The sequence below is a fragment of the Pseudomonas sp. KH_046_1 genome, assembly GCF_057839025.1.
In genome coordinates this window covers 4587367-4610457 of the sequence record NZ_CM174481.1, presented here as the reverse complement: position 1 = coordinate 4610457, position 23091 = coordinate 4587367, and the positions used below count along the sequence as shown (strand labels likewise).

The 23091-nt window shown below is 58.7% G+C and carries 22 protein-coding genes; 10 read left to right on the top strand and 12 right to left on the bottom strand.

Features of this window, described 5'->3' with window-relative positions:
• Positions 1–58: 58 nt before the first annotated feature.
• Positions 59–850 (bottom strand): crotonase/enoyl-CoA hydratase family protein, encoded by a 792-nt coding sequence (locus AC3IT9_RS21045; RefSeq protein WP_150759483.1) that lies wholly within the window; start codon positions 848–850, stop codon positions 59–61.
• A 422-nt stretch (positions 851–1272) separates the two neighbouring features.
• On the opposite strand from AC3IT9_RS21045, the gene AC3IT9_RS21040 reads away from it, so the two are divergent.
• On the top strand, positions 1273–2946 hold the full coding sequence (locus AC3IT9_RS21040) for a DEAD/DEAH box helicase (protein ID WP_150726297.1): 1674 nt from the start codon (positions 1273–1275) through the stop codon (positions 2944–2946).
• 151 nt (positions 2947–3097) lie between these two features.
• Here AC3IT9_RS21040 and AC3IT9_RS21035 read toward each other — a convergent pair whose 3' ends face one another.
• Positions 3098–3865, bottom strand: a complete 768-nt coding sequence (locus AC3IT9_RS21035) for a DODA-type extradiol aromatic ring-opening family dioxygenase (protein ID WP_150726298.1) — start codon at positions 3863–3865, stop codon at positions 3098–3100.
• A 102-nt stretch (positions 3866–3967) separates the two neighbouring features.
• Between AC3IT9_RS21035 and AC3IT9_RS21030 the strand changes: the two genes are divergently transcribed.
• Positions 3968–4624 (top strand): thiopurine S-methyltransferase, encoded by a 657-nt coding sequence (locus AC3IT9_RS21030; protein ID WP_150759482.1) that lies wholly within the window; start codon positions 3968–3970, stop codon positions 4622–4624.
• A gap of 179 nt (positions 4625–4803) precedes the next feature.
• Here AC3IT9_RS21030 and htpX read toward each other — a convergent pair whose 3' ends face one another.
• Entirely contained in the window at positions 4804–5694 is an 891-nt protein-coding gene (gene htpX / locus AC3IT9_RS21025) for a protease HtpX (protein WP_007973520.1), read from the bottom strand.
• 315 nt (positions 5695–6009) lie between these two features.
• The gene (locus tag AC3IT9_RS21020; RefSeq protein WP_489270936.1) at positions 6010–7221 is read right to left on the bottom strand and encodes a pyridoxal phosphate-dependent aminotransferase; all 1212 of its coding nucleotides are present in this window, start codon (positions 7219–7221) and stop codon (positions 6010–6012) included.
• Positions 7222–7447: 226 nt separating this feature from the next.
• On the opposite strand from AC3IT9_RS21020, the gene msrB reads away from it, so the two are divergent.
• The 3 genes from msrB to AC3IT9_RS21005 all read left to right on the top strand — a co-directional run bounded on the left by msrB (position 7448) and on the right by AC3IT9_RS21005 (position 8962).
• The gene (gene msrB / locus AC3IT9_RS21015) at positions 7448–7843 is read left to right on the top strand and encodes a peptide-methionine (R)-S-oxide reductase MsrB (protein ID WP_150726300.1); all 396 of its coding nucleotides are present in this window, start codon (positions 7448–7450) and stop codon (positions 7841–7843) included.
• A 175-nt stretch (positions 7844–8018) separates the two neighbouring features.
• Complete coding sequence (locus AC3IT9_RS21010; protein WP_056727098.1) at positions 8019–8504, top strand: glutathione peroxidase; 486 nt, start codon at positions 8019–8021, stop codon at positions 8502–8504.
• Complete coding sequence (locus AC3IT9_RS21005; RefSeq protein WP_150726301.1) at positions 8501–8962, top strand: MarR family winged helix-turn-helix transcriptional regulator; 462 nt, start codon at positions 8501–8503, stop codon at positions 8960–8962. The genes AC3IT9_RS21010 and AC3IT9_RS21005 overlap by 4 nt, the downstream gene beginning before the upstream one ends.
• Here AC3IT9_RS21005 and AC3IT9_RS21000 read toward each other — a convergent pair.
• Positions 8946–11306 carry a hybrid sensor histidine kinase/response regulator gene (locus tag AC3IT9_RS21000; protein WP_489270935.1) on the bottom strand — a complete coding sequence of 787 codons (2361 nt, stop codon included), beginning with the start codon at positions 11304–11306 and terminating at the stop codon, positions 8946–8948. The genes AC3IT9_RS21005 and AC3IT9_RS21000 overlap by 17 nt on opposite strands.
• Positions 11307–11429: 123 nt before the next feature.
• Between AC3IT9_RS21000 and AC3IT9_RS20995 the strand changes: the two genes are divergently transcribed.
• Entirely contained in the window at positions 11430–12320 is an 891-nt protein-coding gene (locus tag AC3IT9_RS20995; RefSeq protein ID WP_150756002.1) for an ATP-binding protein, read from the top strand.
• Positions 12317–12799, top strand: a complete 483-nt coding sequence (locus tag AC3IT9_RS20990; protein WP_008002666.1) for a GAF domain-containing protein — start codon at positions 12317–12319, stop codon at positions 12797–12799. The genes AC3IT9_RS20995 and AC3IT9_RS20990 overlap by 4 nt, the downstream gene beginning before the upstream one ends.
• 192 nt (positions 12800–12991) lie before the next feature.
• Here AC3IT9_RS20990 and AC3IT9_RS20985 read toward each other — a convergent pair whose 3' ends face one another.
• From AC3IT9_RS20985 to AC3IT9_RS20955, 7 genes are all read right to left on the bottom strand, one after another.
• Positions 12992–16633, bottom strand: a complete 3642-nt coding sequence (locus AC3IT9_RS20985) for a transporter substrate-binding domain-containing protein (protein WP_489270934.1) — start codon at positions 16631–16633, stop codon at positions 12992–12994.
• Between the two features lie 8 nt (positions 16634–16641).
• Positions 16642–17268 carry a response regulator transcription factor gene (locus AC3IT9_RS20980; RefSeq protein ID WP_008002663.1) on the bottom strand — a complete coding sequence of 209 codons (627 nt, stop codon included), beginning with the start codon at positions 17266–17268 and terminating at the stop codon, positions 16642–16644.
• 230 nt (positions 17269–17498) lie between these two features.
• On the bottom strand, positions 17499–17906 hold the full coding sequence (locus AC3IT9_RS20975) for a response regulator (protein WP_150726306.1): 408 nt from the start codon (positions 17904–17906) through the stop codon (positions 17499–17501).
• 178 nt (positions 17907–18084) lie between these two features.
• Positions 18085–19413, bottom strand: a complete 1329-nt coding sequence (locus tag AC3IT9_RS20970; protein ID WP_489270933.1) for a deoxyguanosinetriphosphate triphosphohydrolase — start codon at positions 19411–19413, stop codon at positions 18085–18087.
• Between the two features lie 216 nt (positions 19414–19629).
• Positions 19630–19974, bottom strand: a complete 345-nt coding sequence (locus AC3IT9_RS20965) for a hypothetical protein (RefSeq protein WP_151215064.1) — start codon at positions 19972–19974, stop codon at positions 19630–19632.
• On the bottom strand, positions 19971–20360 hold the full coding sequence (locus tag AC3IT9_RS20960) for a phage holin family protein (RefSeq protein WP_489270932.1): 390 nt from the start codon (positions 20358–20360) through the stop codon (positions 19971–19973). Before AC3IT9_RS20960 ends, AC3IT9_RS20965 begins: the two co-directional genes overlap by 4 nt.
• A 1-nt stretch (position 20361) precedes the next feature.
• The gene (locus AC3IT9_RS20955) at positions 20362–20676 is read right to left on the bottom strand and encodes an ElaB/YgaM/YqjD family protein (protein ID WP_150726310.1); all 315 of its coding nucleotides are present in this window, start codon (positions 20674–20676) and stop codon (positions 20362–20364) included.
• Positions 20677–21004: 328 nt separating this feature from the next.
• On the opposite strand from AC3IT9_RS20955, the gene AC3IT9_RS20950 reads away from it, so the two are divergent.
• The 3 genes from AC3IT9_RS20950 (at position 21005) to AC3IT9_RS20940 (ending at position 23045) form a co-directional block, all read left to right on the top strand.
• Entirely contained in the window at positions 21005–22213 is a 1209-nt protein-coding gene (locus AC3IT9_RS20950) for an ammonium transporter (RefSeq protein WP_489270931.1), read from the top strand.
• A gap of 105 nt (positions 22214–22318) precedes the next feature.
• A complete protein-coding gene (locus AC3IT9_RS20945) occupies positions 22319–22555 on the top strand; it encodes a glutaredoxin family protein (RefSeq protein WP_150759472.1) in 237 nt (78 codons plus the stop codon).
• 172 nt (positions 22556–22727) lie between these two features.
• Positions 22728–23045, top strand: a complete 318-nt coding sequence (locus AC3IT9_RS20940) for a hypothetical protein (RefSeq protein WP_008020364.1) — start codon at positions 22728–22730, stop codon at positions 23043–23045.
• Positions 23046–23091: the final 46 nt, after the last annotated feature.

The window sequence follows — 23091 nt, the reverse complement described above, 5'->3', positions numbered from 1 at the left end:
ACCGGACCCTGTGGGAGCGGGCTTGCCCGCGAAAGGGCCATCAAAGCCAGTATAAAAATCAAAGCCCTTTGAAGACCCCAGGCCGCCGCTCCACCATCGACCGCACCCCTTCCTTGACGTCCTCGCTGGCCATCAACTTCTTGACCAGCAGCGGCAACGCCTGTGCCGCCGCTGTTTCCCCTTCATACCGGGCCTGTCGCGCAGACATCAGCGTCGCCTGCACCCCAAGCGGTGCCTGGCGGGCGATCCGCTCGGCCAGTTCAATCGCCCGGGGTAGCAAGTCCTCACTGGCCATGACCTCCTGCACCAGACCCAGGTGCAAAGCATCACGGGCGTCGAATTCATCACCGGTCAATAACCAGCGCATGGCATTTCCCCAACCGGAGACTTGATGCAGACGCAGGGTGGCGCCGCCGAACGGGAAGAGTCCGCGTTGCACTTCCATCTGCGCGAACCGGGTGTTGCTGGCGCACAGGTTGATGTCGGCGGCCAGCATCAATTCGATACCGATGGTCAGGCAATACCCTTGGGCGGCGACAATCACCGGTTTGCTGACCCGGGGACCTGCGAACACCCCCCACGGATCACAGCCGCCGGGCGGAACCTGCCAGCCGTCAGCGAACGTGGTGCCGGCATTGACCAGGTCGAGCCCGGCGGTGAAGTGCTCGCCATGAGCGAACACCACCGCCACACGCGCCTCGCTGTCGGCTTCGAACTCGCCATAGGCCAGGCTCAACGCGTTGAGCAGGTCGAGATCGAAGGCGTTACGCTTGGTTACCCGATCCAGACCGATCATGAACACATGACCATGCCGTTCGCGGCTGACTCGACTGGAGCTGGGCTGATTCATGGAGCGATCCTCGGGGTGGGAAGGGCGTGCCGGACCGGCGGTCTGCACGGCAAAGGGTGAACCGTTTTAGCGCCATCACCCGCAAGGCCGGGCCTTTGAAAAATAGACGGCCGATCGATTATTCGCAAAGCTTGTGACACAACGGCGTATTCGGTGTTTTTTCGATAAAAAAAGCTCCCTTTTTGGGCAAATTCCGGTATAGTGCGCGCCGGCCTTTAGCCGGGCCGCGTTTAGGTAGAGCAATTCCCCGAAGTCAGCTTCGGCTGCACGTCCGTACTGCGGACTCTCCCTTGACGATTCTTTTCATTCATTCGTTTTCGCAAATCCCCGCCGACAAAGCTGCCAGGGCGACTCTTGAGTCTCAACACGGCACGCGCAGCTTTGGAGCATGGGTCTTTGCGGATGCACTTAGAGGCAGACCCATGACCCAGGAAACCGGCGGCTTCGCCGCTTTTAATCTTAATCCGAATATTCTTGCAGCCGTCACCGCGACTGGCTACGAAGAACCATCGGCTATTCAGCAGCAATCGATCCCGATCATCATGGCCGGTCACGACATGATTGGTCAGGCGCAAACCGGTACGGGTAAAACCGCTGCGTTCGCCCTGCCGATCCTGCATCGCATCGATCCTGCAAAGCGCGAACCGCAAGCCCTGATCCTGGCCCCAACTCGTGAGTTGGCGCTACAAGTTGCAACCGCTTTCGAAACCTACGCCAAGCAAATGCCGGGCGTAACTGTTGTGGCTGTCTACGGCGGCGCGCCGATGGGCCCACAGCTGAAAGCAATCCGTAATGGCGCACAGATCGTTGTTGCCACTCCGGGCCGTCTGTGCGACCACCTGCGTCGCGACGAAAAAGTACTGGCGACCGTGAACCACCTGGTTCTCGACGAAGCCGACGAAATGCTCAAACTGGGCTTCATGGACGACCTGGAAGTTATCTTCAAGGCCTTGCCTGTCACCCGTCAGACCGTATTGTTCTCGGCCACCCTGCCGCAGTCGATCCGTGCCATTGCTGAACGCCACCTGCGCGATCCGCAACACGTGAAGATCCAGACCAAGACCCAGACCGTTACCGCGATCGAGCAGGCTCACCTGCTGGTTCACGCTGACCAGAAGACTTCGGCCGTTCTCAGCTTGCTGGAAGTGGAAGATTTCGACGCCCTGATCATGTTCGTGCGCACCAAGCAGGCGACCCTGGATCTGGCCAGTGCCCTGGAAGCCAAAGGCTACAAAGCCGCTGCGCTGAACGGTGACATCGCCCAGAACCAGCGTGAGCGCGTGATCGACTCCCTCAAGGATGGCCGTCTGGACATCGTTGTGGCGACCGACGTTGCCGCTCGTGGCCTGGACGTTCCACGCATCACTCACGTGTTCAACGTTGACATGCCGTACGACCCAGAGTCCTACGTTCACCGTATCGGCCGTACCGGCCGTGCCGGTCGCGAAGGTCGTGCACTGCTGCTGGTGACTCCGCGTGAGCGCCGCATGCTGCAAGTGATCGAGCGTGTAACCGGTCAAAAGGTTGCTGAAGTTCGCCTGCCGGACGCTCAAGCCGTTCTGGATGCGCGCATCAAGAAACTGACCAACAGCCTGTCGCCGCTGGTTGCTGATGCCGAATCGACTCATGGCGATCTGCTGGATCGTCTGACCGCCGACATCGGTTGCACCCCGCGTGCCCTGGCCGCTGCTCTGCTGCGCAAGGCTACCAACGCTCAAGCGCTGACCCTGGCCGCTATCGAGAAAGAACGTCCACTGGTGCCGAACAATGCACCGCGTGGCGATCGTCCAGAGCGTTCCGGTGATCGTCCTGAGCGTGGCGACCGCGAGCGTCGTGCTCCGATGCCACTGGGCGAAGGCCGTGCACGTTGCCGTACCGCGCTGGGCGCGCGTGACGGTATCGCTGCCAAGAACCTGCTGGGCGCCATCCTCAACGAAGGTGGTCTGGCGCGTGAAGCGATCGGTCGCATCCAGGTGCGTGACAGCTTCAGCCTCGTCGAGCTGCCGGAAGATGGTCTTGAGAAGTTGCTGACCAAGCTGAAGGACACTCGCGTTGCCGGTAAGCAGTTGAAGCTGCGTCGCTACCGCGAAGATTGATCCGCTCTCGGGCTGATTGATCGAACATGAAAAATCCCCGACTGGTTCGGGGATTTTTTATGCCTGCTGTTTTGTGGTCGACACTTGAGCTCTGTGGGAGCGGGCTTGCTCCGGGCGGCGTTCCGACGAAGGCCGCGACGCGGTCTGTCTGTCAGCCGAAGCGGTAAATGTCCATGCCCAGCGCACCCATGGTGAACCCTTGGTGAGCAACACTGAACTGCCCCCCGGCAGCGCGGGCAAAGTACAACGGCAACAAGTGCTCATCACTCGGATGATTGCGTACAGCGTTTGGCGCCTGCGCGCGATAGTCGTGCAACGCGGCTTCGTCATTCGCTGCGAGTTTCTCGATCATCCAGTCGCGAAATGCTTGGGCCCAGGGCTCAACGCTCTCGGGGCCGGCATGCCAGTCCAGTTCCCGCAGGTTGTGAGTGATGCTGCCGGAGCCGATCAGCAGGACGCCATGTTCGCGCAGGCTGGCCAGCGCGTGGCCAACACGGGTCTGCAGGGCGGGGCCGCCACGGGTGGGCAATGAAACCTGGACAATCGGGATGTCTGCCTGCGGGTACATCAGCGATAAAGGCACCCAGACGCCATGGTCGAAAGGCCGATTGCTGTCGATACGTGCAGCAAAGCCAGCGGTTTTCAATAACTCGGCAACCTCTGCGGCGAGTGATGGGGCGCCGGGAGCCGGGTACTGGACTTCGAACAGGGCTTTGGGAAAGCCACCGAAGTCATGCCAGGTTTCCGGTTGCGGGTTGCCACTGACCAGCAGCTCATTGCTTTCCCAGTGCGCGGAAACAATCACAATGGCCTTGGGCTTCGGTATTTCGGCGGCCAGGCGGGCAAGTGCCGGCCCGCTGGCGCCGGGTTCCAGGGCGAGCATGGGGGAGCCGTGGGATATGTACAGGCTGGGGAACATGAATGAGCTCCTGAGAGTTAAGATGCAACATCTTCAGTCAGATCATTAATCTAAATCTAATATAAGTTTTAGGGTGTTTTGATCGAATTTTCGGGGTTAATTATGCAGCCTGAGTTTTGGCACAAGAAATGGGCGGCGAACCAGATCGGCTTTCACCTGCCGCAGGTGAACCCTCATCTAAAGCGGTTCTGGCCAGCGTTAAGCCTTGAAGAAGGCGCACGCGTGTTGGTGCCGTTATGTGGAAAAAGCCTGGATTTGCTATGGCTCGCCCATCAAGGCCATGAGGTCTTGGGAGTCGAACTGTCGGAAAAAGCCGTCGAGGAGTTTTTCAGCGAACATGGCTTTGATCCGGCCGTCAGCGAGCAGGGGCCGTTCAAGGTTTATCGGGCAGGTTCCATTGAGCTGTGGTGCGGCGATTTCTTCGAGCTGACGGCCGGCGATGTGGCTGATTGCTCCGCACTTTATGATCGCGCGGCGTTGATCGCGTTGCCGGCGGAAATGCGAGAGCGCTATGCCGTCCATTTGAAGCGGATACTGCCGAAGGAGTCCCATGGCCTGGTGATTACCCTGGACTATGACCAGGCGCAAATGCCCGGTCCGCCGTTTGCTGTGCTCGATGATGAGGTGCGGCGGCTGTTCGGGGACTCATGGGCGCTGAAGATCCTGGAGGATCAGGATGTTTTGAGCGAGAGCGGGAAGTTTCTGGAGGCAGGTGTCACGCGGCTGGAGGAGCGGGTGTATCGGGTTTCCAGTCGGTAATTAGTTGTTGGTCCCGGCCTCTTCGCGGGCAAGCCCGCTCCCACAATGATCTGTGGCGTTCGCAGATCCTGTGGGAGCGGGCTTGCCCGCGAAGAGGCCCTGAAAAGCACTGAAGCATTTGAACAGGCAAAAAAAGGCCCGCATCGCTGCGGGCCTTTTCATTTTTGCTGTGAAGTCTCTTAGCCCCGACGACGAGCCAGAGCGTCGATACGCTCTTCCAGCGGCGGGTGGCTCATGAACATGCGAGCGAACCCTTGCTTGATCCCACCGTTGATGCCGAAGGCGTTCAGAGTGTCAGGCATGTGCACCGGCAGCCCTTGTTCCGCCCGCAGGCGTTGCAGGGCGCCAATCATCGCGGCGGTGCCGGCCAGGTTTGCACCGGCTTCGTCGGCACGGAATTCGCGCTTGCGCGAGAACCACATGACGATGGCGCTGGCCAGGATGCCCAGAACCAGTTCGGCGAAGATGGTTGCCACGTAGTAGGCAATGCCCTGGCCTTCTTCGTTCTTGAAGATCACCTTGTCGACGAAATTGCCGATGATCCGTGCGAAGAACATCACGAAGGTGTTCACCACGCCCTGGATCAACGCCAGGGTAACCATGTCGCCATTGGCTACGTGGCCGATTTCGTGGGCCAGGACGGCTTTCACTTCATCCGGCGAGAAGCGCTCGAGCAAACCCTGGCTGACCGCGACCAATGCGTCGTTCTTGTTCCAGCCGGTGGCGAAGGCGTTCGCCTCGTAGGCCGGGAAGATACCGACTTCGGGCATCTTGATCCCGGCTTCGCGGGACAGTTGCTCGACGGTTTGCAGCAGCCATTGCTCGTGACGGGTGCGTGGCTGGGTGATGATCTGGGTGCTGGTGCTCATCTTCGCCATCCACTTGGAGATGAACAGCGAGAACAAGGAACCTGCGAAACCAAAGACCGCACAGAAAATCAGCAGCTGATTGAGGTTGAGATCAACCCCATTGGCCGCCATGAACCCGTTGAAGCCGAAAAGGCTCAGGGTGATGCTGGCAATCAGCACGACCGCCAGGTTAGTGGCCAAGAACAGCAGGATGCGCATCATGGTTGTAGAAATCTCCTCAAGCTAAAGATGTAGCGTACTGCGGGGTATATAAGGTGCTGCACCGGGGTATTCAACCGGGTGACTATTTCAAACTGTGTCCTACGGCAACAGTCTAGCTGCTTGCAGGGCATTTCCGACAAGTATGCGGGAAGTGTTTGTCAGTCAATTCGTGTCGAAGGCCCCGCCTTTGTTAGGCGCGAGCAGGCAAGGCGCTGTCCGGCAGCGACAAAGCGACTGCCAGCGGCGTAATGCAAACAAATGTTGCCGGATGAATCACCGTGCGACCTGCGGGAAGGTCGCACGGTGACAGATCGCTTACTGGCGGTAGGACTTGAGGAAGCCGCCGATGCGTCCGATGGCCATCTCCAGGTCATCGATACGGGGCAGGGTCACGACGCGGAAGTGGTCTGGCCATGGCCAGTTGAATGCGGTGCCTTGAACCACCAGCAGCTTCTCGGAGAGCAGCAGGTCGAGGACGAATTTTTCGTCGTTATGGATCGGGCAGACCTTGGGGTCGATCCGCGGGAATGCATACAGCGCGCCCATAGGCTTGACGCAGCTCACGCCCGGAATGTCGTTGAGCAACTCCCAGGTGCGGTTGCGTTGCTCCAGCAGACGGCCCTGCGGCAGCACCAGGTCATTGATGCTCTGATAGCCACCCAGGGCGGTCTGGATCGCGTGCTGGCTCGGCACGTTGGCGCACAGGCGCATGTTCGCCAGCATGTCGATGCCTTCGATGTAGCTCTGGGCGTGGTGTTTCGGGCCGGAAATGGCGATCCAGCCGGAACGGAAACCGGCGACGCGATAGGATTTGGACAGACCGTTGAAGGTCAGGCACAGCAGGTCCGGCGCCAGGGAGGCGGTGCAGATGTGCACGGCATCGTCGTAGAGGATCTTGTCGTAGATCTCGTCGGAGAACACCACCAGGTTGTGCTGGCGGGCCAGTTCCAGCATGCCCAGCAGCACTTCCTTCGAATACACCGCGCCGGTTGGATTGTTCGGGTTGATGATCACCAGGGCCTTGGTGTTCGGGGTGATCTTGGCCTTGATGTCGGCCAGGTCCGGCCACCAGTTGGCTTGCTCGTCGCACAGGTAATGCACCGGATTGCCGCCGGACAGGCTCACGGCAGCGGTCCACAATGGATAGTCCGGCGCTGGCACCAGCACTTCGTCGCCATTGTTGAGCAGGGCCTGCATCGACATCACGATCAGTTCGGAAACGCCGTTGCCCAGGTAGATGTCTTCAATGCCGACGCCTTCCACCTGCTTTTGCTGGTAGTACTGCATGACGGCCTTGCGCGCACTGAACAGGCCCTTGGAATCGCTGTAGCCCTGGGCGGTCGGCAGGTTGCGGATCACGTCCTGGAGGATTTCATCCGGTGCTTCGAAACCAAAGGGCGCCGGGTTGCCGATGTTCAGCTTGAGGATGCGATGGCCTTCCTCTTCCAGGCGCTTGGCGTGCTTGAGCACCGGGCCGCGAATGTCGTAGCAGACGTTGGCGAGCTTGTTCGATTTGCTGACCTGCATGGCGATGTGTTCCCGAAAATGAAAGATCCAGACGGCGTTTGGGCAACCGTGCTGGGAATCCTGCGTATTCACACAGGCCTGACGCCTTGAGATGCAGCACCCATATTTCCGTTTGAATGCGCGTGGTCTGGCTGCCAGACTGGCGTTTGACGAGGCGCAATCATACGTGCCGCCCGATCCGTGGAAAAGGTACAGATCGGGCTTTTTCAGCCGCTGAGGTGTGATCATGGAAAAGTTGGAAAAAACCCTGGAAGAATGGAAGGCGATGCTCGATCCAGAGCAGTACAACGTGTGCCGCCTCAAAGGCACCGAACGTCCGTTTTCCGGCAAATACAACGCCACCAAGACCGACGGTGTCTACCACTGCATCTGCTGTAACGAGCCGCTGTTCGACTCCAGGACCAAGTTCGATTCCGGCTGCGGCTGGCCGAGTTTCTATGCGCCGATCGGCGACAGCGCCATGACCGAAATCCGTGATGTCAGCCACGGCATGATCCGCACCGAAGTGGTTTGCGCCAAATGCGACGCGCACCTGGGGCATGTATTCCCTGATGGTCCGCCGCCGACGGGTTTGCGTTACTGCATCAATTCGGTGTGCCTGGACCTGGTACCCCGCGGGTAATGCGAGCCCTGTAGGAGCTGCCGAAGGCTGCGATCTTCTGACCTTAAAAGGCCGGATCAAAAGATCGCAGCCTTCGGCAGCTCCTACGGTTGGTCAGCGGTTTGATTAATTAAATTGCACACAATTCAATTGCTCGCTATTTTGTTGTCTCTGCCATTCACTTGGAGCCTCAAACATGAGCGACAACCTGCTGAGCATTCCTTGCACCACGATCAAGGGTGAGCAAAAGACCCTGGCGGATTTCGCCGGCAAAGCCGTGCTGGTGGTCAATACGGCCAGCAAATGCGGTTTCACTCCGCAGTACAAAGGCCTGGAAGAGCTGTGGCAGACCTACAAGGACCAGGGCCTGGTGGTGCTCGGTTTTCCCTGCAACCAGTTCGGCAAGCAAGAGCCGGGCAACGAAGGGGCGATCTCCGAATTCTGCGAGCTGAACTTCGGTGTCAGCTTCCCGCTGTTCAAAAAGATCGACGTCAATGGTGCCGATGCCCATCCGCTGTTCGTGCAATTGAAAAAGCGCGCACCGGGGGTGCTGGGTTCCCAGGGCATCAAGTGGAACTTCACCAAGTTCCTGATCGGCAAGGACGGGCAACTGGTCAAGCGCTTCGCCCCGGCGACCAAGCCGCAGGACCTGACCCGCGAGATCGAAGCCCTGCTCAAATGAACACTTTGTCAATCGATTCCCTGAAGCTCGACAGTCAGCTGTGTTTCAAGCTGTACGCGGCTTCCCGTGCGGTGATTCGTGCCTACAAGCCAATGCTCGATCAGTTGGGCCTGACTTACCCTCAATACCTGGCGATGCTGGTGTTGTGGGAGTGGCAGGAAGCGACCCCGGAGCAACCGACCGTCAAGGCATTGGGCGAGCGTTTGGCCCTGGATTCCGGCACGCTGACACCCTTGCTCAAGCGCCTGGAACAACTGCAACTGGTGCAGCGTCAGCGTTCAGCGCGTGATGAGCGTGAAGTGCACCTGAGCCTGTCGCCAGCCGGCACGGCCTTGCGCGATCAGGTCGGGCCACTCAAGGCGCGCCTGTTGTGCGACAGCGGGGTCGATCTGAATCGTCTCAACGACTTGCGCGATGGCCTCGATCATCTGTTGGGACAGATCAAGGCACTGTCGTAACGGGGATCCACAAGTCCAGCAGGGCGGCCAGTTCTTCGCGCCGGAAGGGTTTGGCCAGGTAGTCGCTCATGCCCGCGGCACGACAGCGTTCGCGCTCCTCCGACATGGCGTTGGCCGTCAGGGCGACGATGGGCAGTTGGGGCCAGCGTCCGCTGTGGCGGATTTGCCGGCTGGCTTCATAGCCGTCCATCACCGGCATGTTGCAGTCCATCAGCACCAGGTCGAAATCCCGTTGCTCGAGTTGATCCAGGGCCTCTCCACCATGAGCCGCGGTGGTGACCTCGCAACCGAGTTTGCCGAGCATGCCCTTGGCCACCAACTGGTTGACCGGATTATCTTCCACCAGCAACACGCGCCCACGACGTTGCGGGCATTGCGTGTCGAGTCGGGACTCGTTGATCGGGTGGGTTTGCGGTTGCAGGATCCGCCGCAACGTCTGAAGCAGCGAATTGCGGGCCAAGGGGCGGGCCTGTTGTTGCAAGGGGGCGAGGGCGTTGACCTCTTCGCTGGGCATGAAATTGCCATAAGCGGTGATCAGCAGGATCGGCGCGCTGAGGGTGGGGCGCAAACTGAACAGGCATTCGGGGCAGTCGGTGATGAGCACGTCGGCTGCCAGGCCAAGCAGTGGGTCATCCATGGAACGCCGTTCATAGTCCAGCCCCCAGCCAGGCAACAGACTGTTGAGCAGTTCGCCCAGTCCGCTGCTGGCGGCCGTGATGGCAATGACTTTGCCCTTGAGCGAAACAGCCGTTGCACGGGTATGGCTGGGCAATGGCAAATCCGCGCAGAACTGGCTGCCAAAACCCGGCTCGGAGCTGATTGTCAGGCGCCCCTGCATGGCTTCGCAAAGGTTGTAGGTCAGGGCCAGGCCCAGCCCGGTGCCGCCAAACTGGCGGGTAATACCGACACCGGCCTGGGTGAAGGGCTGCAAGATTTTGACCTGGGCATCCTGAGGGATGCCGATGCCGGTGTCGCACACTTCGATTCTGACGCCATCGCCGAACGTCGACAGGCGCACGTCGACCCGCCCGAAACGGGTGAACTTGAGGGCGTTGGACAGCAGATTACTGACGATCTGCCGCACCCGGGTCGGATCGCCGAGCACCAGTGCCGGGAAATGCGGATCGATCAGACAGGTCAGTTCTACGCTGGGGGCGGCGTTCTGCGACAACAGGTTGGCGGTGTCTTCGATCAGCGAGCCGAGGTCGAAGGGGATGTGTTCGAGTTCGAGCTGGCCGGCATCGAACTTCGACAAGTCGAGAATATCGTTGAGCAGTTCCACCAGCACTTTGCCCGAGTCATGGGCGATCGACAGTTGTTGCTGTTGTTCGGCATTCAGCGGCCCGTCGAGGGACAGCGCGATCATCCCGAGCAAGCCATTGAGGGGTGTGCGGATTTCATGGCTCATGTTGGCGAGGAACACCGAACGGGCTTCGGCCATGTCCAGTGCTGTGCTGCGAGCGACTTCCAGTTCCTCGTTGGATTGGCTCAGCCGGGCGTTGATCGCCTTGAGTTCGGCAGTGCGGGCCGAGACGATGTTTTCCAGTTGGCCGAGGTACTCGGTCAGGCGGTTTTCCGCGTTGCGCCGCTGCTGGATTTCGGTGGTGGTGTTCTTGAATTGCTGGTTGGCAACCTTGACCAGCACGCCGATCTCATCGTTGGCGTGCCCGGCGGGACACTCCAGTGAGGTCGGCTCGGTGCTGCTCGGGTCGCGACCGCTGAGTTCACGGATGACCCGCACCAGGGGTTTGGTCAGCATCACATAGAACAGTGCCAGCAGGATGCCGGACAGCAGCAGGCTGCGGGCGAACCCATTGAACAGGGTCACTTCGGCCCGGCGCAGGAACCGGTCGCCGAAGGCGTAAGTGTCGACGTTAAGCCGCAGCGTGCCCAGGGATTCGTTGGGTAACTGATCCAGGTAAAGCCGGTCTTCGAACTGTCGATTGGCGCCGAACAGGAAGTCACTGAGCATCCGGTAACCGTTTTCCACACCGGGTCGCTTGACGTTGGCCAGCACAATGCCGTTGTTGTCGGTCAGTTTCGCGCCAATGATCGCTGGCGAGCGCAGCAGGCCCAGGGTCAGTTCCTTGGCGAGTTCGGCGTCGATGTTGTAGGCGATTCGCGAGGCCGGGTTGTGGCTGATTTCCAGTAATGAAAGGATTTCACGATTGATGGAGGCGTCTTCACTGGCATAATCGATGCCTATTTGCAGCAGGCTGAGCAGCGTGCCCAGAATGAAACCAACCAGCACGGTAAGCCGGGCTTGCTTGAATGACAGCCGGTTGGTGAATTTGATATCCATGGGGGGGTGAACCACTTCTGTTTCCTTTCGCTGCTCAAGCATAGTTGATCATGCCTGCCTACTGATGTTCTCGCGAGGCCTGTACTGCGGGGGCAGCCGCTTGTGTGACGCTGTGTTTCGTCGCTGTATCACCATCATTACTGTGAACGTGCCCAAGGAGAAGTCGTGGATTCCCGATTGAATGCTTTTCTTGAACGCGCCGATGCCGTTCTGGCCCGCATCGAGCCGTTGCTGCCGGCACCGCGGCCAGCCATAGACTGGACGCAATGCCTGGCCGCGCGTTGGCAGCGTGAGTCGCGCGGCGGTTATCTGATGCCGCTGGAGGTCAGCCTCGACATGCGTTTGTCGGACCTGATCGGCGTCGACCGGCAAGTCGAGCAGCTTGGGCGCAATACCCGGCAGTTCCTCGACGGCATGCCGGCCAACCACGCCTTGCTCTGGGGCTCGCGCGGCACCGGCAAGTCATCGCTGGTTCGCGCCTTGTTGGCCGAGCACGCTCAAGCCGGTTTGCGCCTGATCGAGATTGAGCGTGATCACCTGGCAGACCTGCCGCGAGTGGTCGAACAGATCGGCAAACTGCCCCAGCGTTTCGTGCTGTTTTGCGACGACCTCTCGTTCGAGTCGGGCGAGGGTGATTACCGAGTGCTCAAAAGCGTCCTTGATGGCTCGCTGGAACAGGCGCCGGACAACGTTTTGCTGTACGCCACGTCCAACCGTCGCCACCTGGTGCCGGAAAAGGAAAGCGACAACGAAAACTGGAAACGGGTCGACGGCGAACTGCATCCGAGCGAGGCGGTGGAAGACAAGATCGCGCTGTCGGACCGCTTCGGCCTGTGGCTGTCGTTCTATCCGTTTACCCAGGAACATTTCCTCGACGTCGTCGAGCACTGGATCGGCCAGTTGGCCGGCAAGGCCGGATTGGCGTGGCAGCGCACCGAGGAGCTGGACATTCTGGCGGTACGCTGGGCCACCGGCCGAGGCAATCGCAATGGGCGTTGCGCCTATCAATTTGCTCGTTATTGGGTCGGGCTGAAACTGTTGGAGCACAAGGCATGATCGATTTACAAAAGAGCGGCCAGGGCCTCGAAGGCTACGGCATGCTGCACGCGCAGCTGGAATCATTGCTGGCGGACGAGCGGGATTTCATCGCCAATGCCGCACAGTTCTCGGCGTTTCTGTTCAATCAACTCGATGACTTGAATTGGGCCGGTTTCTACCTCAACCGTAATGAAGAACTGGTGCTGGGCCCGTTTCAGGGGCAGATCGCTTGCGTGCGAATTCCGTTCGGCCGCGGCGTATGCGGGACGGCGGCAGCCACCTTGCAGACCCAGCTAGTCGAAGATGTGCACGCGTTCCCTGGTCACATTGCCTGTGACAGCGCCTCGAACAGCGAACTGGTGGTGCCGCTGGTCAAGGACGGCCGATTGATCGGAGTGCTCGACCTCGACAGTCCGAAGCTCGCCCGTTTCACTGCACAGGACCAGGCCGGAATCGAACAGCTGGCGGCGATTTTCCTGCGCCTGACCGACTGCTGATCAAGACGCCAGGCCGGCGTTGGCCAGCAAGCCCGATGTGGTGCATCGGGCGTTAGGGTGAAACAGGTGTAAACCTATTTCAGGACTAGACACGTCACCGCCCAGGGCAATGGCCTGCCAGTAGCTGATCCAGACATCGCGCTTGCGGGTTTCTCCATGACGGTCAACACACTGCTGAGGGGGCAGGCAAAGTTAAGGCTCTTTCACTTTGCCTTCGTCGTAATGCTCGATCTGACGTAGTAACGCGTCCTCCAGCTCAAGTATGGCGCGCTCCATGGATTTGCAGCATCCAGCCACTTTTTCGCGATCGGAATCCTCATGGCAGGCTGCTTCGAGCGCCTCGCAGCAGTCGATCAAGCGGGAGGCCTGCACTATCCGGGCTGCGCCCTTGATCTTGTGGGCAATGTCCTGCAACGCCTGCGTATCCCCGGAGCTGGATAGTGGCAGCAGTGTTTGCAGATCCTGGCGGTTGCTACTCACCAACTCGTTGAGCAATCGCCGGTTCAACATCGGGTTGCCTCCGGTCATCAGTTTCAATCCGTGCAGGCTGAACGCCGGGGTTGCATGGGCGGGTTCAATGCCTTCCACCCATTGACTCAAGGCACCAAGGCTGAGGGGTTTGAATAGGCAGTCGTCCATTCCGGCCTGTTTGCAGCGTTGTATTTCTTCCGGTTGGGCGTTGGCGGTAAAGCCGAAAACGGTGCAGGGAGGACGATGGGTTTGTCGTTCATGCTGGCGAATGGCACGGGCCAGCTCGTAACCGTTCATGACCGGCATGTTGCAATCGGCGATCACCAGATCAAACGGTTGGTCTTTCCATGCCGCCAACCCCTCCTGCCCATCGGCCGCGACGGTAAATCGATGTCCAAGAAACTCCAGTTGCTGGCACGTGAGCAAACGATTGGCCGAGTGATCGTCGACTACCAGAACATTCAATGGGGTTGTGGCGACGACGATTTGCGTCTCGGCCACCTGGGCTGACTGTTGCAGCGGCAACGTTTCCAGCTGCAGCAACACCTCCACCTGAGTGCCGACGCCCGGCTCGCTGCGCAATTGCAGACTGCCGCCCATCATCTCGCAGAGGTTGCGGCTGATCACCAGCCCCAGCCCTGCGCCCCCCCTGGCCGATTGGATGGCGTTGTCGGCCTGAGCGAAGGGTTCGAACAGGCGCTGTTGATCCTGTTCACTGATCCCTATGCCACTGTCGTGAACCTGCACCCGCATTTGCACACGCTCAGGCTGCGTTGCCGGGTGCAGGTCGACAATGACCCGGACCTGGCCTTGCTCGGTAAACTTGATGGCATTGCTGATCAGATTGGACAGCACTTGCTTGAAGCGCAATGGGTCCAGCAGCACATCGAAAGTCGGGTTGGCCGATGAAAACTCCAGCACCATCTCGAGTTCTTTCTGTCGGGCCAGGCCTTCGAAAATCCGCACGACCGAGGCCACAAGTTCACCCGGATTAACGCGCTCCGGGCTCAGGCTCAAGCGTCCTGATTCGATTCTGGCAATGTCGAGAATGTCGCCAATCAGTTCCAGCAACCCTTTCGCCGAGTTGTACGCGACATCGATGGCCGGACGCTCCGGGTGCTGATGATCAAGACGCTTGAGTGCCAGTTCAAGCATGCCAATGATTGCATTCATCGGTGTGCGGATCTCATGGCTCATCGTGGCCAGAAACGTGCTTTTGGCCCGGTTGGCATTATCGGCGTGCTCTTTCGCGCAACGCAGATCATCGAGCAGTTGCCGCCGTTCGCTGATATCGATCCAGCCACCGATAATGCCTTGCACTTTTGCGCTGGAATCCCGATAGGGAAGAATCCAGTGATAGATCGTCAGCCGCCGGCCACCAATGTGCAGCTCGCGATCGACGATCAACGGTCTGCCCTCGGCCACCACACGCTGGTAGTCAGCCTGGTACTCCCGGGCTTCGAACACATTGCTCATCGATCCCTGCATGACGCTTTTGCCAATGACATCTTCACGCCTGGCGCAGAACGCTTGCAGGTAACTGTCGTTGCAACTTTGCAGCAGCCCCTGGCGATCACGTACGTAGATCGGATGGGGCGTGCCATTGACCAGCGATCGCATGAACTCGAACTGATCGTTCAGCGCACGCTCGGCGGCCTTGCGCTGCTTGATCTGGCGTCGCATGTAGTCGTTCCACGCAATGGAAATCAGCAATAGCACACCGGCACCGATCACAATTTGGTAGAACAGCCTTTGATAGTTGCGCCAGGTACTTTGCGAGGACGCCGAATAGCCGCGCCAGCGACTGTTGATGATGCCCAGCTCTTCCGGCGAGATGCTCAATAAAGCCTTGTCGAGAATTGCGTTCAGCTCTTTGGCGCCCCGAGCGGTGGCAAGGGAAAACGCCGCCTGCTCGGTGCCGATGGTGGTGCTGATTTGCAATGTGTGCTCGAACAGCCGCGAGGAAATGAAGTAATTGGCAATGACCAGTGAGTTCACCGCGCCCTCGGCCTGGCCTTCGGCGAGTGACTCTACGGCGCTGAATGTGTCCGGGGTTTCGATCAACTTGATTCGGGGAAACTCTTTGCGCAGGTAATCCATGAGTGGATTGCCGCGGGCAATGGCCAGACGCTTGTCCTGTAACTGCGCGAGGTTGGTCGGGCTGTCGGCGGCTTTGCGGGTCAGCAGGACGTAGGAATTTTCCAGAAAGGGGCGGGTAAAGTTCAGCTGGGTTTGACGTTGGGCGCTGGGAAGCAACGCGGCGATCACATCGGCCTTGTTGTCCTTGATCTGTTTGATCATTTCGTCGTCGCTTCGACTGCGCCGGATGTCAAAGCGCAAGCCGGTGCGCAGTCTGATCAGCTCAAGCAAATCCGCGGTGACCCCGCGAAAGTTGCCATTGCTATCGAAAAACGTCAGTGGCGCGAAGGCTTCGTTGACGACGACGCGCACAATCGGGTGGTGTGTCAGCCAGCGTTCTTCCCGGTCAGTGAGTTGCAGCTTTTGATCGGTCAGCAGAATGTCGCTACCGGCACTCCAGCGTTTGGCGATGTTTTCTCGTTCACTGGAGGGGATGGCCGTGATCATCGCGTTGATGATGCCGAGCAGCTCGGAGTTGTTCCTGTTAACGGCGAAGCTGAAACCATAGGCTTCATGTTTGCCGAAGTTGGCCATGCGGATGTTGTTCAAGTACCCCTTGTTGATCATGTAGTGAGTTGAAATGGTGTCACCGAGAAACACGTCCGCCTGATCGAAAGCCACGGCATTGATCGCATTCTGGTAGGACGGATAGGACGTGATGATCGCCTTCGGGTACAACGCCCTGACTTCCGCCAGCGGCAAGTAGTGATACACCATGCTCAGGCGCAATCCGGCCAGGCCATTGGTGAGGGATCGGGTTTCCCCTTCGCGGGTCACCAATACGGGTTGATCGACGGCATAGGGTATGGACAGTGCAATGTCGGCATTGTCAGCTTCGAATCCATTGGCGGTGCCAAGCAGATCGACTTCGCCGTTCTTCAACGCAGCGATCGCGGCCCCTCGGGAATCGAAACGCTGAACCGTGACGGGCAAACCGGTTACTTTTCCCAGAAGACCCGCGTAGTCGGCGGTAAACCCTTCATAGTCCTGACCACTGGTGGTCAGGTCGAAAGGGGGATAGTCCGGGGCCGACGTACCGAGCCTTAGTTGGTTTTTATGTTTTAGCCATTGTCGCTGGGATTCATCCAGCCGAACCTCCAGTGACCCGGCCTTCGAGCGGCTGAGCAGCGTGTAGTGTTCATTGCCCGGTGCCCCGAACAACGAAGTGCTCACGCATAGACCTGCGGTCACTTGAATCAGATAGACCTTCAAACGGCTGGGCATCGAGGTTCTCACACTAGCGCGTTACGTTTTGCCATCTCGATCAGTTCAACCAGGGATTTGGCTTTGAGTTTCTGCATGAGGCGCTTTTTGTAGGTGCTCACGGTCTTGTTGCTCAGAAACATGCCCTTGGCGATTTCCTTGTTTGTGCGACCTTGGGCAAAAAGTTGCAAGACCATCAGTTCCCGGTCGTTTACCGATTTGAACAGTTCCAGTTCGATACAGCGTGTTTCATCTCCGCGGACGGGGTTCAAGGCCTCGCTCGGGAAATAGTTGTAACCTGCAAATACCGCTTTTATGGCGCTGACCAGTTCACTGATGTCCTCTTGTTTGCAGACATAGCCCGATGCACCGGATTGCATGCAACGAATACCGAAAAGTGTCGGGCATTGTGCTGTCAGTACCAGCGTTTTAAGGGGGGTACTCATTGCGTTGAATCGGGATAGCACTTCCAGGCCATCCAGTTTTGGAATGCTGATGTCGAGAATGACCAGGTCCGGCATGCATTCGCGAACCATTTGCATGGCGTCGACCCCATTGTCAGTTTCGCCGACGACTTTGTAACCTTCATGTTCCAGTAACATTCGAACGGCAAGGCGGATAACCGGGTGATCGTCGACAATAAAAACGGAGTTCATAATCAAGTCCCATGCGAGCTCAAATAAAGCGCGCACCATAGCTCAGATACTTGAACGGACGCATGAACTGACCGAGCTGTAGCGGCAATATAGGAGAAATCCTACAGATAAAGAAGAATGGGACTACGTGTTAACTAGGTTTCTTATTAGGAAAGCTGAAAAGGTCTAATGTTTTGGTGTACTTTAAAAGGAAATTTCTTGTAAGTTTTTCGCTGTGTATTTGTCGGATTTCATATGTGTTTTTTCGATAGTGATGCCGAGGTCAATAAGCCTCTAAATTCAAATTGTTTCAATGGTTTTATCAAGTAACCCAATAACGGAAGCCCGTGTTCAATGGCCGTTTTTTCAAGTTCATCCAGTTCAGACGTCGTCAGGCTACTCAGAATGATTGCCTGTCTGATCAGCCCTCGCTGGCTGGCGAACCGGACCAGATCGAGTCCCGTCAGATCGGGCAGGCATTGATCGCATAAAAGGATGTCGAACGGTTGATCGGCCTCGAGCATTTGCTGCATGGCGCCTTTGGCGCTGTCGGTGGTAGTCAGTCGGGTGAAGCCATAACTTTCCAGCAGGTATTGAGTGGCTATTAGTTGGAAGGGGTGGTCTTCCACCACGAGGATGCATAGATCGTTTTCGGCCATGGGGAGCACTTCATCTGTCGAACAGAAGGGAGGGCGATTGTTTCGCGAGAGTACCGGGCAAGCGATCAGTTTGCTCGCCATGTGCTGTAGGGCGATTCGACGAAACTTGAGTGCTGTTGGATGTTGAAGGGGGGATCAGCCATAACGAATGCCGTAATGGCTGATCAATCGATACACCTCAGTGGCTGGTGCGGCCGGTCATTTCCAAGGCCATGTCACTGGCATAGCTGTCGGTCATGCCGGCGATGAAATCAATCATGCGCAAAAACGAAGTGTGCAACGGGCCGTGAGGATCGGGTGCATTGTTACCCAGCAGGTCAAGGATGCGGCGGCTCTTGAATGACGGGGTCCGACCGTTGTGCTGCTCCAGTGCTGCACCGCAAAAGGCGTTGAGCAGGATTTCCAGCGTGGTGTAGGCGCCGATCTCGTGCAGGGTCTTGCGCTTGTCCTGGAAGATCTTCTTGCGGGCCATGTCCTTGGCATTCAGCACGCAACGCTTGGCGGGACCGTGCATGTGTTCCACCAGATCGCCGGGTAGTGTACCGGCCAGCAGCGCCTCCTGTTGCTCGACGAAGGCGCGGGCCGCGGCATTGGTCAAGTGCTCGATGGCTTTGCCGCGCAGGATCGCCAGTTTGCGTCGGCGCGAATCGCCGGGACCGAGCTGGCGGTAGGTCTCCGGCAAGTCATCGCCCACCAGTCCCAGCAGCAGGGACTCGACTTCGGCGTATTCCAGCAACTCCATTTCCAGGCCGTCTTCCAGGTCGATCAGCGCATAGCAGATGTCGTCGGCGGCCTCCATCAGGTACACCAGCGGATGCCGCGCCCAGCGTTGGTCCTCCAGTTGTGGCAGGCCGAGTTTATGGGCGATCTGTTCCAGCAGCGGCAGCTCGCTCTGATAACACCCGAACTTGTGTTTCTTGTATCCCAGCGAGTCGGCGTGCCTGGCCGTCCATGGATACTTCAGGTACGTGCCCAGCGTTGCATACGTCAGTCGGGTGCCGCCGTCGAACTGGTGATACTCCAGTTGAGTGAGTACCCGAAAGCCTTGGGCATTGCCTTCGAAATTCAGGAAGTCATTGCGCTCGGCTTCACTCATTGCATCCAGCCAGCCACGGCCGGCGGCTTGCTGGAACCAGTGACGGATCGCGTCTTCACCGGAATGGCCGAAAGGCGGGTTGCCGATGTCGTGTGCCAGGCAAGCCGATTGCACCACCATCCCCAAGTCGCTGGGTTCGCACCAGTCGGGCAGGGTGCTGCGGATGGTTTCGCCGACCCGCATGCCCAGTGAGCGACCCACGCAACTGACTTCCAGTGAATGGGTCAGGCGCGTATGAATGTGATCATTGCTGGACACCGGATGGACCTGGGTCTTGCGCCCGAGGCGACGAAAAGCCCCCGAGAAAATGATGCGGTCGTGGTCTTTGTGAAAAGGGCTGCGGCCGAGTTCTTCAGGGCTGTGCAGAGGTTTTCCGAGGCGTTCGCGGGTAAGCAGGGTGTGCCAATCCAAGGCGGGTCTCTCCGTCAGGTGACTGATGGCCTAGCTTCCCGTTTCGCGCCATGACCTGCAAGCGGAACTGCAATCCCGGCGGCGTCGATATCGAGGCCTCCTTGCAAGAACTTTTTTTGGAGGGTGCCTGTCGACCGGGTAGGCGCACAGGATGCGCCCCTCGATAGAGGGGCGCATCCCGTCGACATTGCATGAATGCAGCCAGAAAGAAACGGATCAGTCTTTGCGCGAAGAGCCCTGCATGATCAGTTTGATCAGCGGTCCCAGTGTGGTGCCAAGGCGGATCAACCGGGTCAGGCTGCTGAGGCCATCCCCGTTTTTTGCACCCTTGCCGGTCAGAAAGCCCAGCAAGGTGACGGCGGCCACGCCCCAGAGTGGAGCGTGCTTGATGCCGAAACCGTCCTGCAGGTTTCGCGTTATCCCGCGCACCCGTTGCAAGGGTTGCAGCAGTTGCGCGGATTCGTGGCGGATTTCCTGACGATGCATTTCCATGCGCAGGCGGATCAGGGCCTTGCGCATTTCCGCGCGCGAGCTGTTTTGTGGCAGTTCAGGCAGGCTCATGGCAGCAGGCGCTCCCGATCGTTGGCCAGCTCTTCCAGGGTGCCATGGAAGGGCGAGGACTCATCGAAAATCGCCGCTCTCAAGCGCATTCCACAGAATATGGCGGCGAGGGAGTAGAACACACAGAGCCCGATGATGGCGGTCAGGCGATACGTGTCCCAGAACACGATAAGCACCAGCGTCGACAACCCCACCAACAGCAGCAACGCAAACACCAGGGCCAGGCCGGCAAACAGCAACAGGCTGACGGTGCGGGCTTTTTGTTCCTGCAATTCGATGCCGAACAGTTCGACATGGCTGTGCAGCAACCCAATGAAGGCAGCACCCAGGCGCCGCGATGAGGAGCTGGTTCCCGTTTCAGACGGGCCGGATTCGCCAATCGACATATCAGCGCCGGCTGGCCAGCAGGCCGATCAGGAAGCCCACGCCGGCCGCGATCCCGACGGATTGCCAAGGGTTGGCCTGGACATAGTCTTCCGTGGCGGTGACAGCAGCCTTGCCGTGTTCGCGCAGGGAGTCTTCGGTCAGTTTCAGGGTTTCACGGGCACGCAAGAGACTGTCGTGAATCTGTTCGCGCAACTCGTCGGCCTGATCGCCGGCCAGGGTCGCGGTGTGCTCCAGCAAGCGTTCGGTGTCATTGACCAGTGTCTGAAAGTCGTTCATCAGGATTTCTTGAGCAGTCTTTGCCTGGGGGCGGGCCATGGTGGATCTCCTTAAGTGGCGTTCTGATGCGTTCGAGTATGAGCCTTCGGCGAAGGTTCAGTACAAATGACTGGTACAACTTTTGCTGAGTCGTGGTGCGCCGGTCCGCACCATTGCGCTATTGCCGGGCATGATTTCAGTAAAACCGTAGGACCAACAATCAAAAACTCGCGTAAACGTCCGGGGCGCGTTTTTCCTGGGCGGCGTCCGTGCGCCAAAGTGGTTCAACGGGATCAGTGCGCTGATGCCTTGAAGCTGCAACTTGGTGCATGGGCAGTCATCGCGAACTGCTTTGGTGCTTTTTTCTGCCATAAGGTCTGCCCATTCCATGGAAAATCTGCAAAGCGCTGTGGACACCCTGGTCCATAGCTCCAACACGCTGTTCATTCTGATCGGCGCCGTCATGGTTCTGGCCATGCACGCCGGTTTTGCCTTTCTCGAAGTCGGAACCGTGCGACAGAAAAACCAGGTCAATGCGTTGTCGAAAATCCTCAGCGACTTCGCTGTTTCGACACTGGCCTACTTCTTTATAGGCTATTGGATTTCGTATGGCGTGACGTTCATGCAGCCAGCGGCCGTGCTCAATGCCGACCATGGCTATGGACTGGTGAAGTTTTTCTTCCTGCTGACCTTTGCCGCGGCGATCCCGGCGATCATTTCCGGAGGGATCGCCGAGCGCGCCCGGTTTGTCCCCCAGCTATGTGCAACCGCGTTGATCGTCGCGTTCATCTATCCGTTCTTCGAAGGCATTGTCTGGAACGGCAACCTGGGTTTGCAAGCTTGGTTGCTGGAGCGCTTTGGCGCCGGTTTCCATGATTTCGCCGGCTCCGTGGTGGTGCATGCCATGGGCGGTTGGCTGGCACTGGCGGCGGTGCTGTTGCTCGGGCCGCGTAATGGCCGCTATCGCGACGGTCGGCTGGTCGCGTTCGCGCCATCGAGCATCCCGTTTCTGGCGTTGGGCTCGTGGATTCTGATTGTCGGCTGGTTCGGCTTCAACGTCATGAGCGCACAAACCCTGCAAGGTGTCAGCGGACTGGTGGCGGTGAACTCGTTGATGGCCATGGTTGGCGGTACGGTGGCGGCGCTGATTGTCGGGCGCAACGACCCCGGCTTTCTGCATAACGGCCCTTTGGCGGGGCTCGTGGCAATCTGTGCCGGATCCGACCTGATGCATCCTGTGGGGGCGCTGGTCACCGGAGCCGTCGCGGGGGCGCTGTTTGTCTGGTGCTTTACCGCGGCCCAAGGCAAATGGCGCATCGACGATGTGTTGGGTGTGTGGCCGTTGCATGGCCTGTGCGGCGTGTGGGGCGGCATCGCCTGCGGCATTTTCGGCCAGACCGCTTTGGGCGGGTTGGGCGGGGTCAGCCTGATCAGCCAGTTGATCGGCACTGCGCTGGGTATCGCTGTGGCTCTGGCTGGCGGGTTTGTGGTGTATGGCGTGATCAAGGCGTTGCATGGATTGCGCCTGAGCCAGGAAGAGGAGTATTACGGCGCGGACCTGTCGATCCACAAGATTGGCGCCGTGAGCCAGGACTGACTCGGGTCTCCTTGTCGTCGGTGGCATCAGGGCAGGGGCCGCAATGGCTCGACGGTTTTTCGGGGCAGGCCTAGAATGGTCACTTAATTTTCTGGTTGAGCGCTCATGCCTCCCGAATGTCAGCTGTTCGGCACCCTTGGATGCCATCTCTGTGAAGTAGCCGAAGCCATGTTGATGGAGTTCGTCGAGCGCGGCCTGCTGGTGGAATTGGTGGATATCGCCGACGATGAAACGTGGTTCGCCGCTTACAGCCTGCGTATTCCGGTGTTGCGGCGAGTCGATACCGGTGCTGAACTGGGCTGGCCGTTCAGTGCTGATCAGGTGGTGGCGTTCCTGGGTTAAACAGTTTTTGCGCTGGCGGTATCTCCCGCCTGTCGAACTTTGCGATTGATCCCCTTGGCTTATTCGGTGTTGATCGGATACTGTATGCGTATACAGTTATTCGCGGTGCCTGCCTTGCCGGTCCTGATTTTCGGGAGTGAGCAGGCAAGCCCGGGCGTGAGAGGGATGAATCGTGGTCAATGTCGAACAGTTGAAGAACAGCGTGAACCGGATGTCCGCAGACGTCGTGCGCGAGGCTGTCCTTGAGTTGCGTCTGGATGGTCTGGTGACCGAGGGGAAAACGCCCTTCAACAAAACGCATTTCAATACCTGTTTCGCAGAAATCGAAGCCTTGTTTCAACGCGCGGGTTATCACCGGCAACTCGATGTCGTGGGTTATCAGGGATTGTTGTACGCCCTGTACGACCCCGCTCGCTGGGAGGCGGTCGATGTACTGCGCTGGCTCAAGGAGTACACCGAAGCGGCGGCGCGCACGCAGATCCCGGCTTGAGGAATCTTAGGGGGCGTTTTCAATTAGTTTTCACGCCGGGAAAACT

What these genes read in the sequence shown, in the direction of transcription:
- AC3IT9_RS21040 (WP_150726297.1), top strand. Translation starts at nt 1,273, where the DNA reads ATGACCCAGGAAACCGGCGGCTTCGCCGCTTTTAATCTTAATCCGAAT.
- AC3IT9_RS21005 (WP_150726301.1), top strand. Translation starts at nt 8,501, where the DNA reads ATGAACACTTTGTCAATCGATTCCCTGAAGCTCGACAGTCAGCTGTGT.
- AC3IT9_RS20965 (WP_151215064.1), bottom strand. Translation starts at nt 19,974, where the DNA reads ATGAGCCTGCCTGAACTGCCACAAAACAGCTCGCGCGCGGAAATGCGC.
- AC3IT9_RS20950 (WP_489270931.1), top strand. Translation starts at nt 21,005, where the DNA reads ATGGAAAATCTGCAAAGCGCTGTGGACACCCTGGTCCATAGCTCCAAC.
- AC3IT9_RS20975 (WP_150726306.1), bottom strand. Translation starts at nt 17,906, where the DNA reads ATGGCCGAAAACGATCTATGCATCCTCGTGGTGGAAGACCACCCCTTC.
- AC3IT9_RS21035 (WP_150726298.1), bottom strand. Translation starts at nt 3,865, where the DNA reads ATGTTCCCCAGCCTGTACATATCCCACGGCTCCCCCATGCTCGCCCTG.
- AC3IT9_RS21045 (WP_150759483.1), bottom strand. Translation starts at nt 850, where the DNA reads ATGAATCAGCCCAGCTCCAGTCGAGTCAGCCGCGAACGGCATGGTCAT.
- AC3IT9_RS21010 (WP_056727098.1), top strand. Translation starts at nt 8,019, where the DNA reads ATGAGCGACAACCTGCTGAGCATTCCTTGCACCACGATCAAGGGTGAG.
- AC3IT9_RS20990 (WP_008002666.1), top strand. Translation starts at nt 12,317, where the DNA reads ATGATCGATTTACAAAAGAGCGGCCAGGGCCTCGAAGGCTACGGCATG.
- msrB (WP_150726300.1), top strand. Translation starts at nt 7,448, where the DNA reads ATGGAAAAGTTGGAAAAAACCCTGGAAGAATGGAAGGCGATGCTCGAT.
- AC3IT9_RS21020 (WP_489270936.1), bottom strand. Translation starts at nt 7,221, where the DNA reads ATGCAGGTCAGCAAATCGAACAAGCTCGCCAACGTCTGCTACGACATT.
- AC3IT9_RS20985 (WP_489270934.1), bottom strand. Translation starts at nt 16,633, where the DNA reads ATGCCCAGCCGTTTGAAGGTCTATCTGATTCAAGTGACCGCAGGTCTA.
- AC3IT9_RS20960 (WP_489270932.1), bottom strand. Translation starts at nt 20,360, where the DNA reads ATGTCGATTGGCGAATCCGGCCCGTCTGAAACGGGAACCAGCTCCTCA.
- AC3IT9_RS20945 (WP_150759472.1), top strand. Translation starts at nt 22,319, where the DNA reads ATGCCTCCCGAATGTCAGCTGTTCGGCACCCTTGGATGCCATCTCTGT.
- AC3IT9_RS21000 (WP_489270935.1), bottom strand. Translation starts at nt 11,306, where the DNA reads ATGCTTGAGCAGCGAAAGGAAACAGAAGTGGTTCACCCCCCCATGGAT.
- AC3IT9_RS21030 (WP_150759482.1), top strand. Translation starts at nt 3,968, where the DNA reads ATGCAGCCTGAGTTTTGGCACAAGAAATGGGCGGCGAACCAGATCGGC.
- htpX (WP_007973520.1), bottom strand. Translation starts at nt 5,694, where the DNA reads ATGATGCGCATCCTGCTGTTCTTGGCCACTAACCTGGCGGTCGTGCTG.
- AC3IT9_RS20980 (WP_008002663.1), bottom strand. Translation starts at nt 17,268, where the DNA reads ATGAACTCCGTTTTTATTGTCGACGATCACCCGGTTATCCGCCTTGCC.
- AC3IT9_RS20955 (WP_150726310.1), bottom strand. Translation starts at nt 20,676, where the DNA reads ATGGCCCGCCCCCAGGCAAAGACTGCTCAAGAAATCCTGATGAACGAC.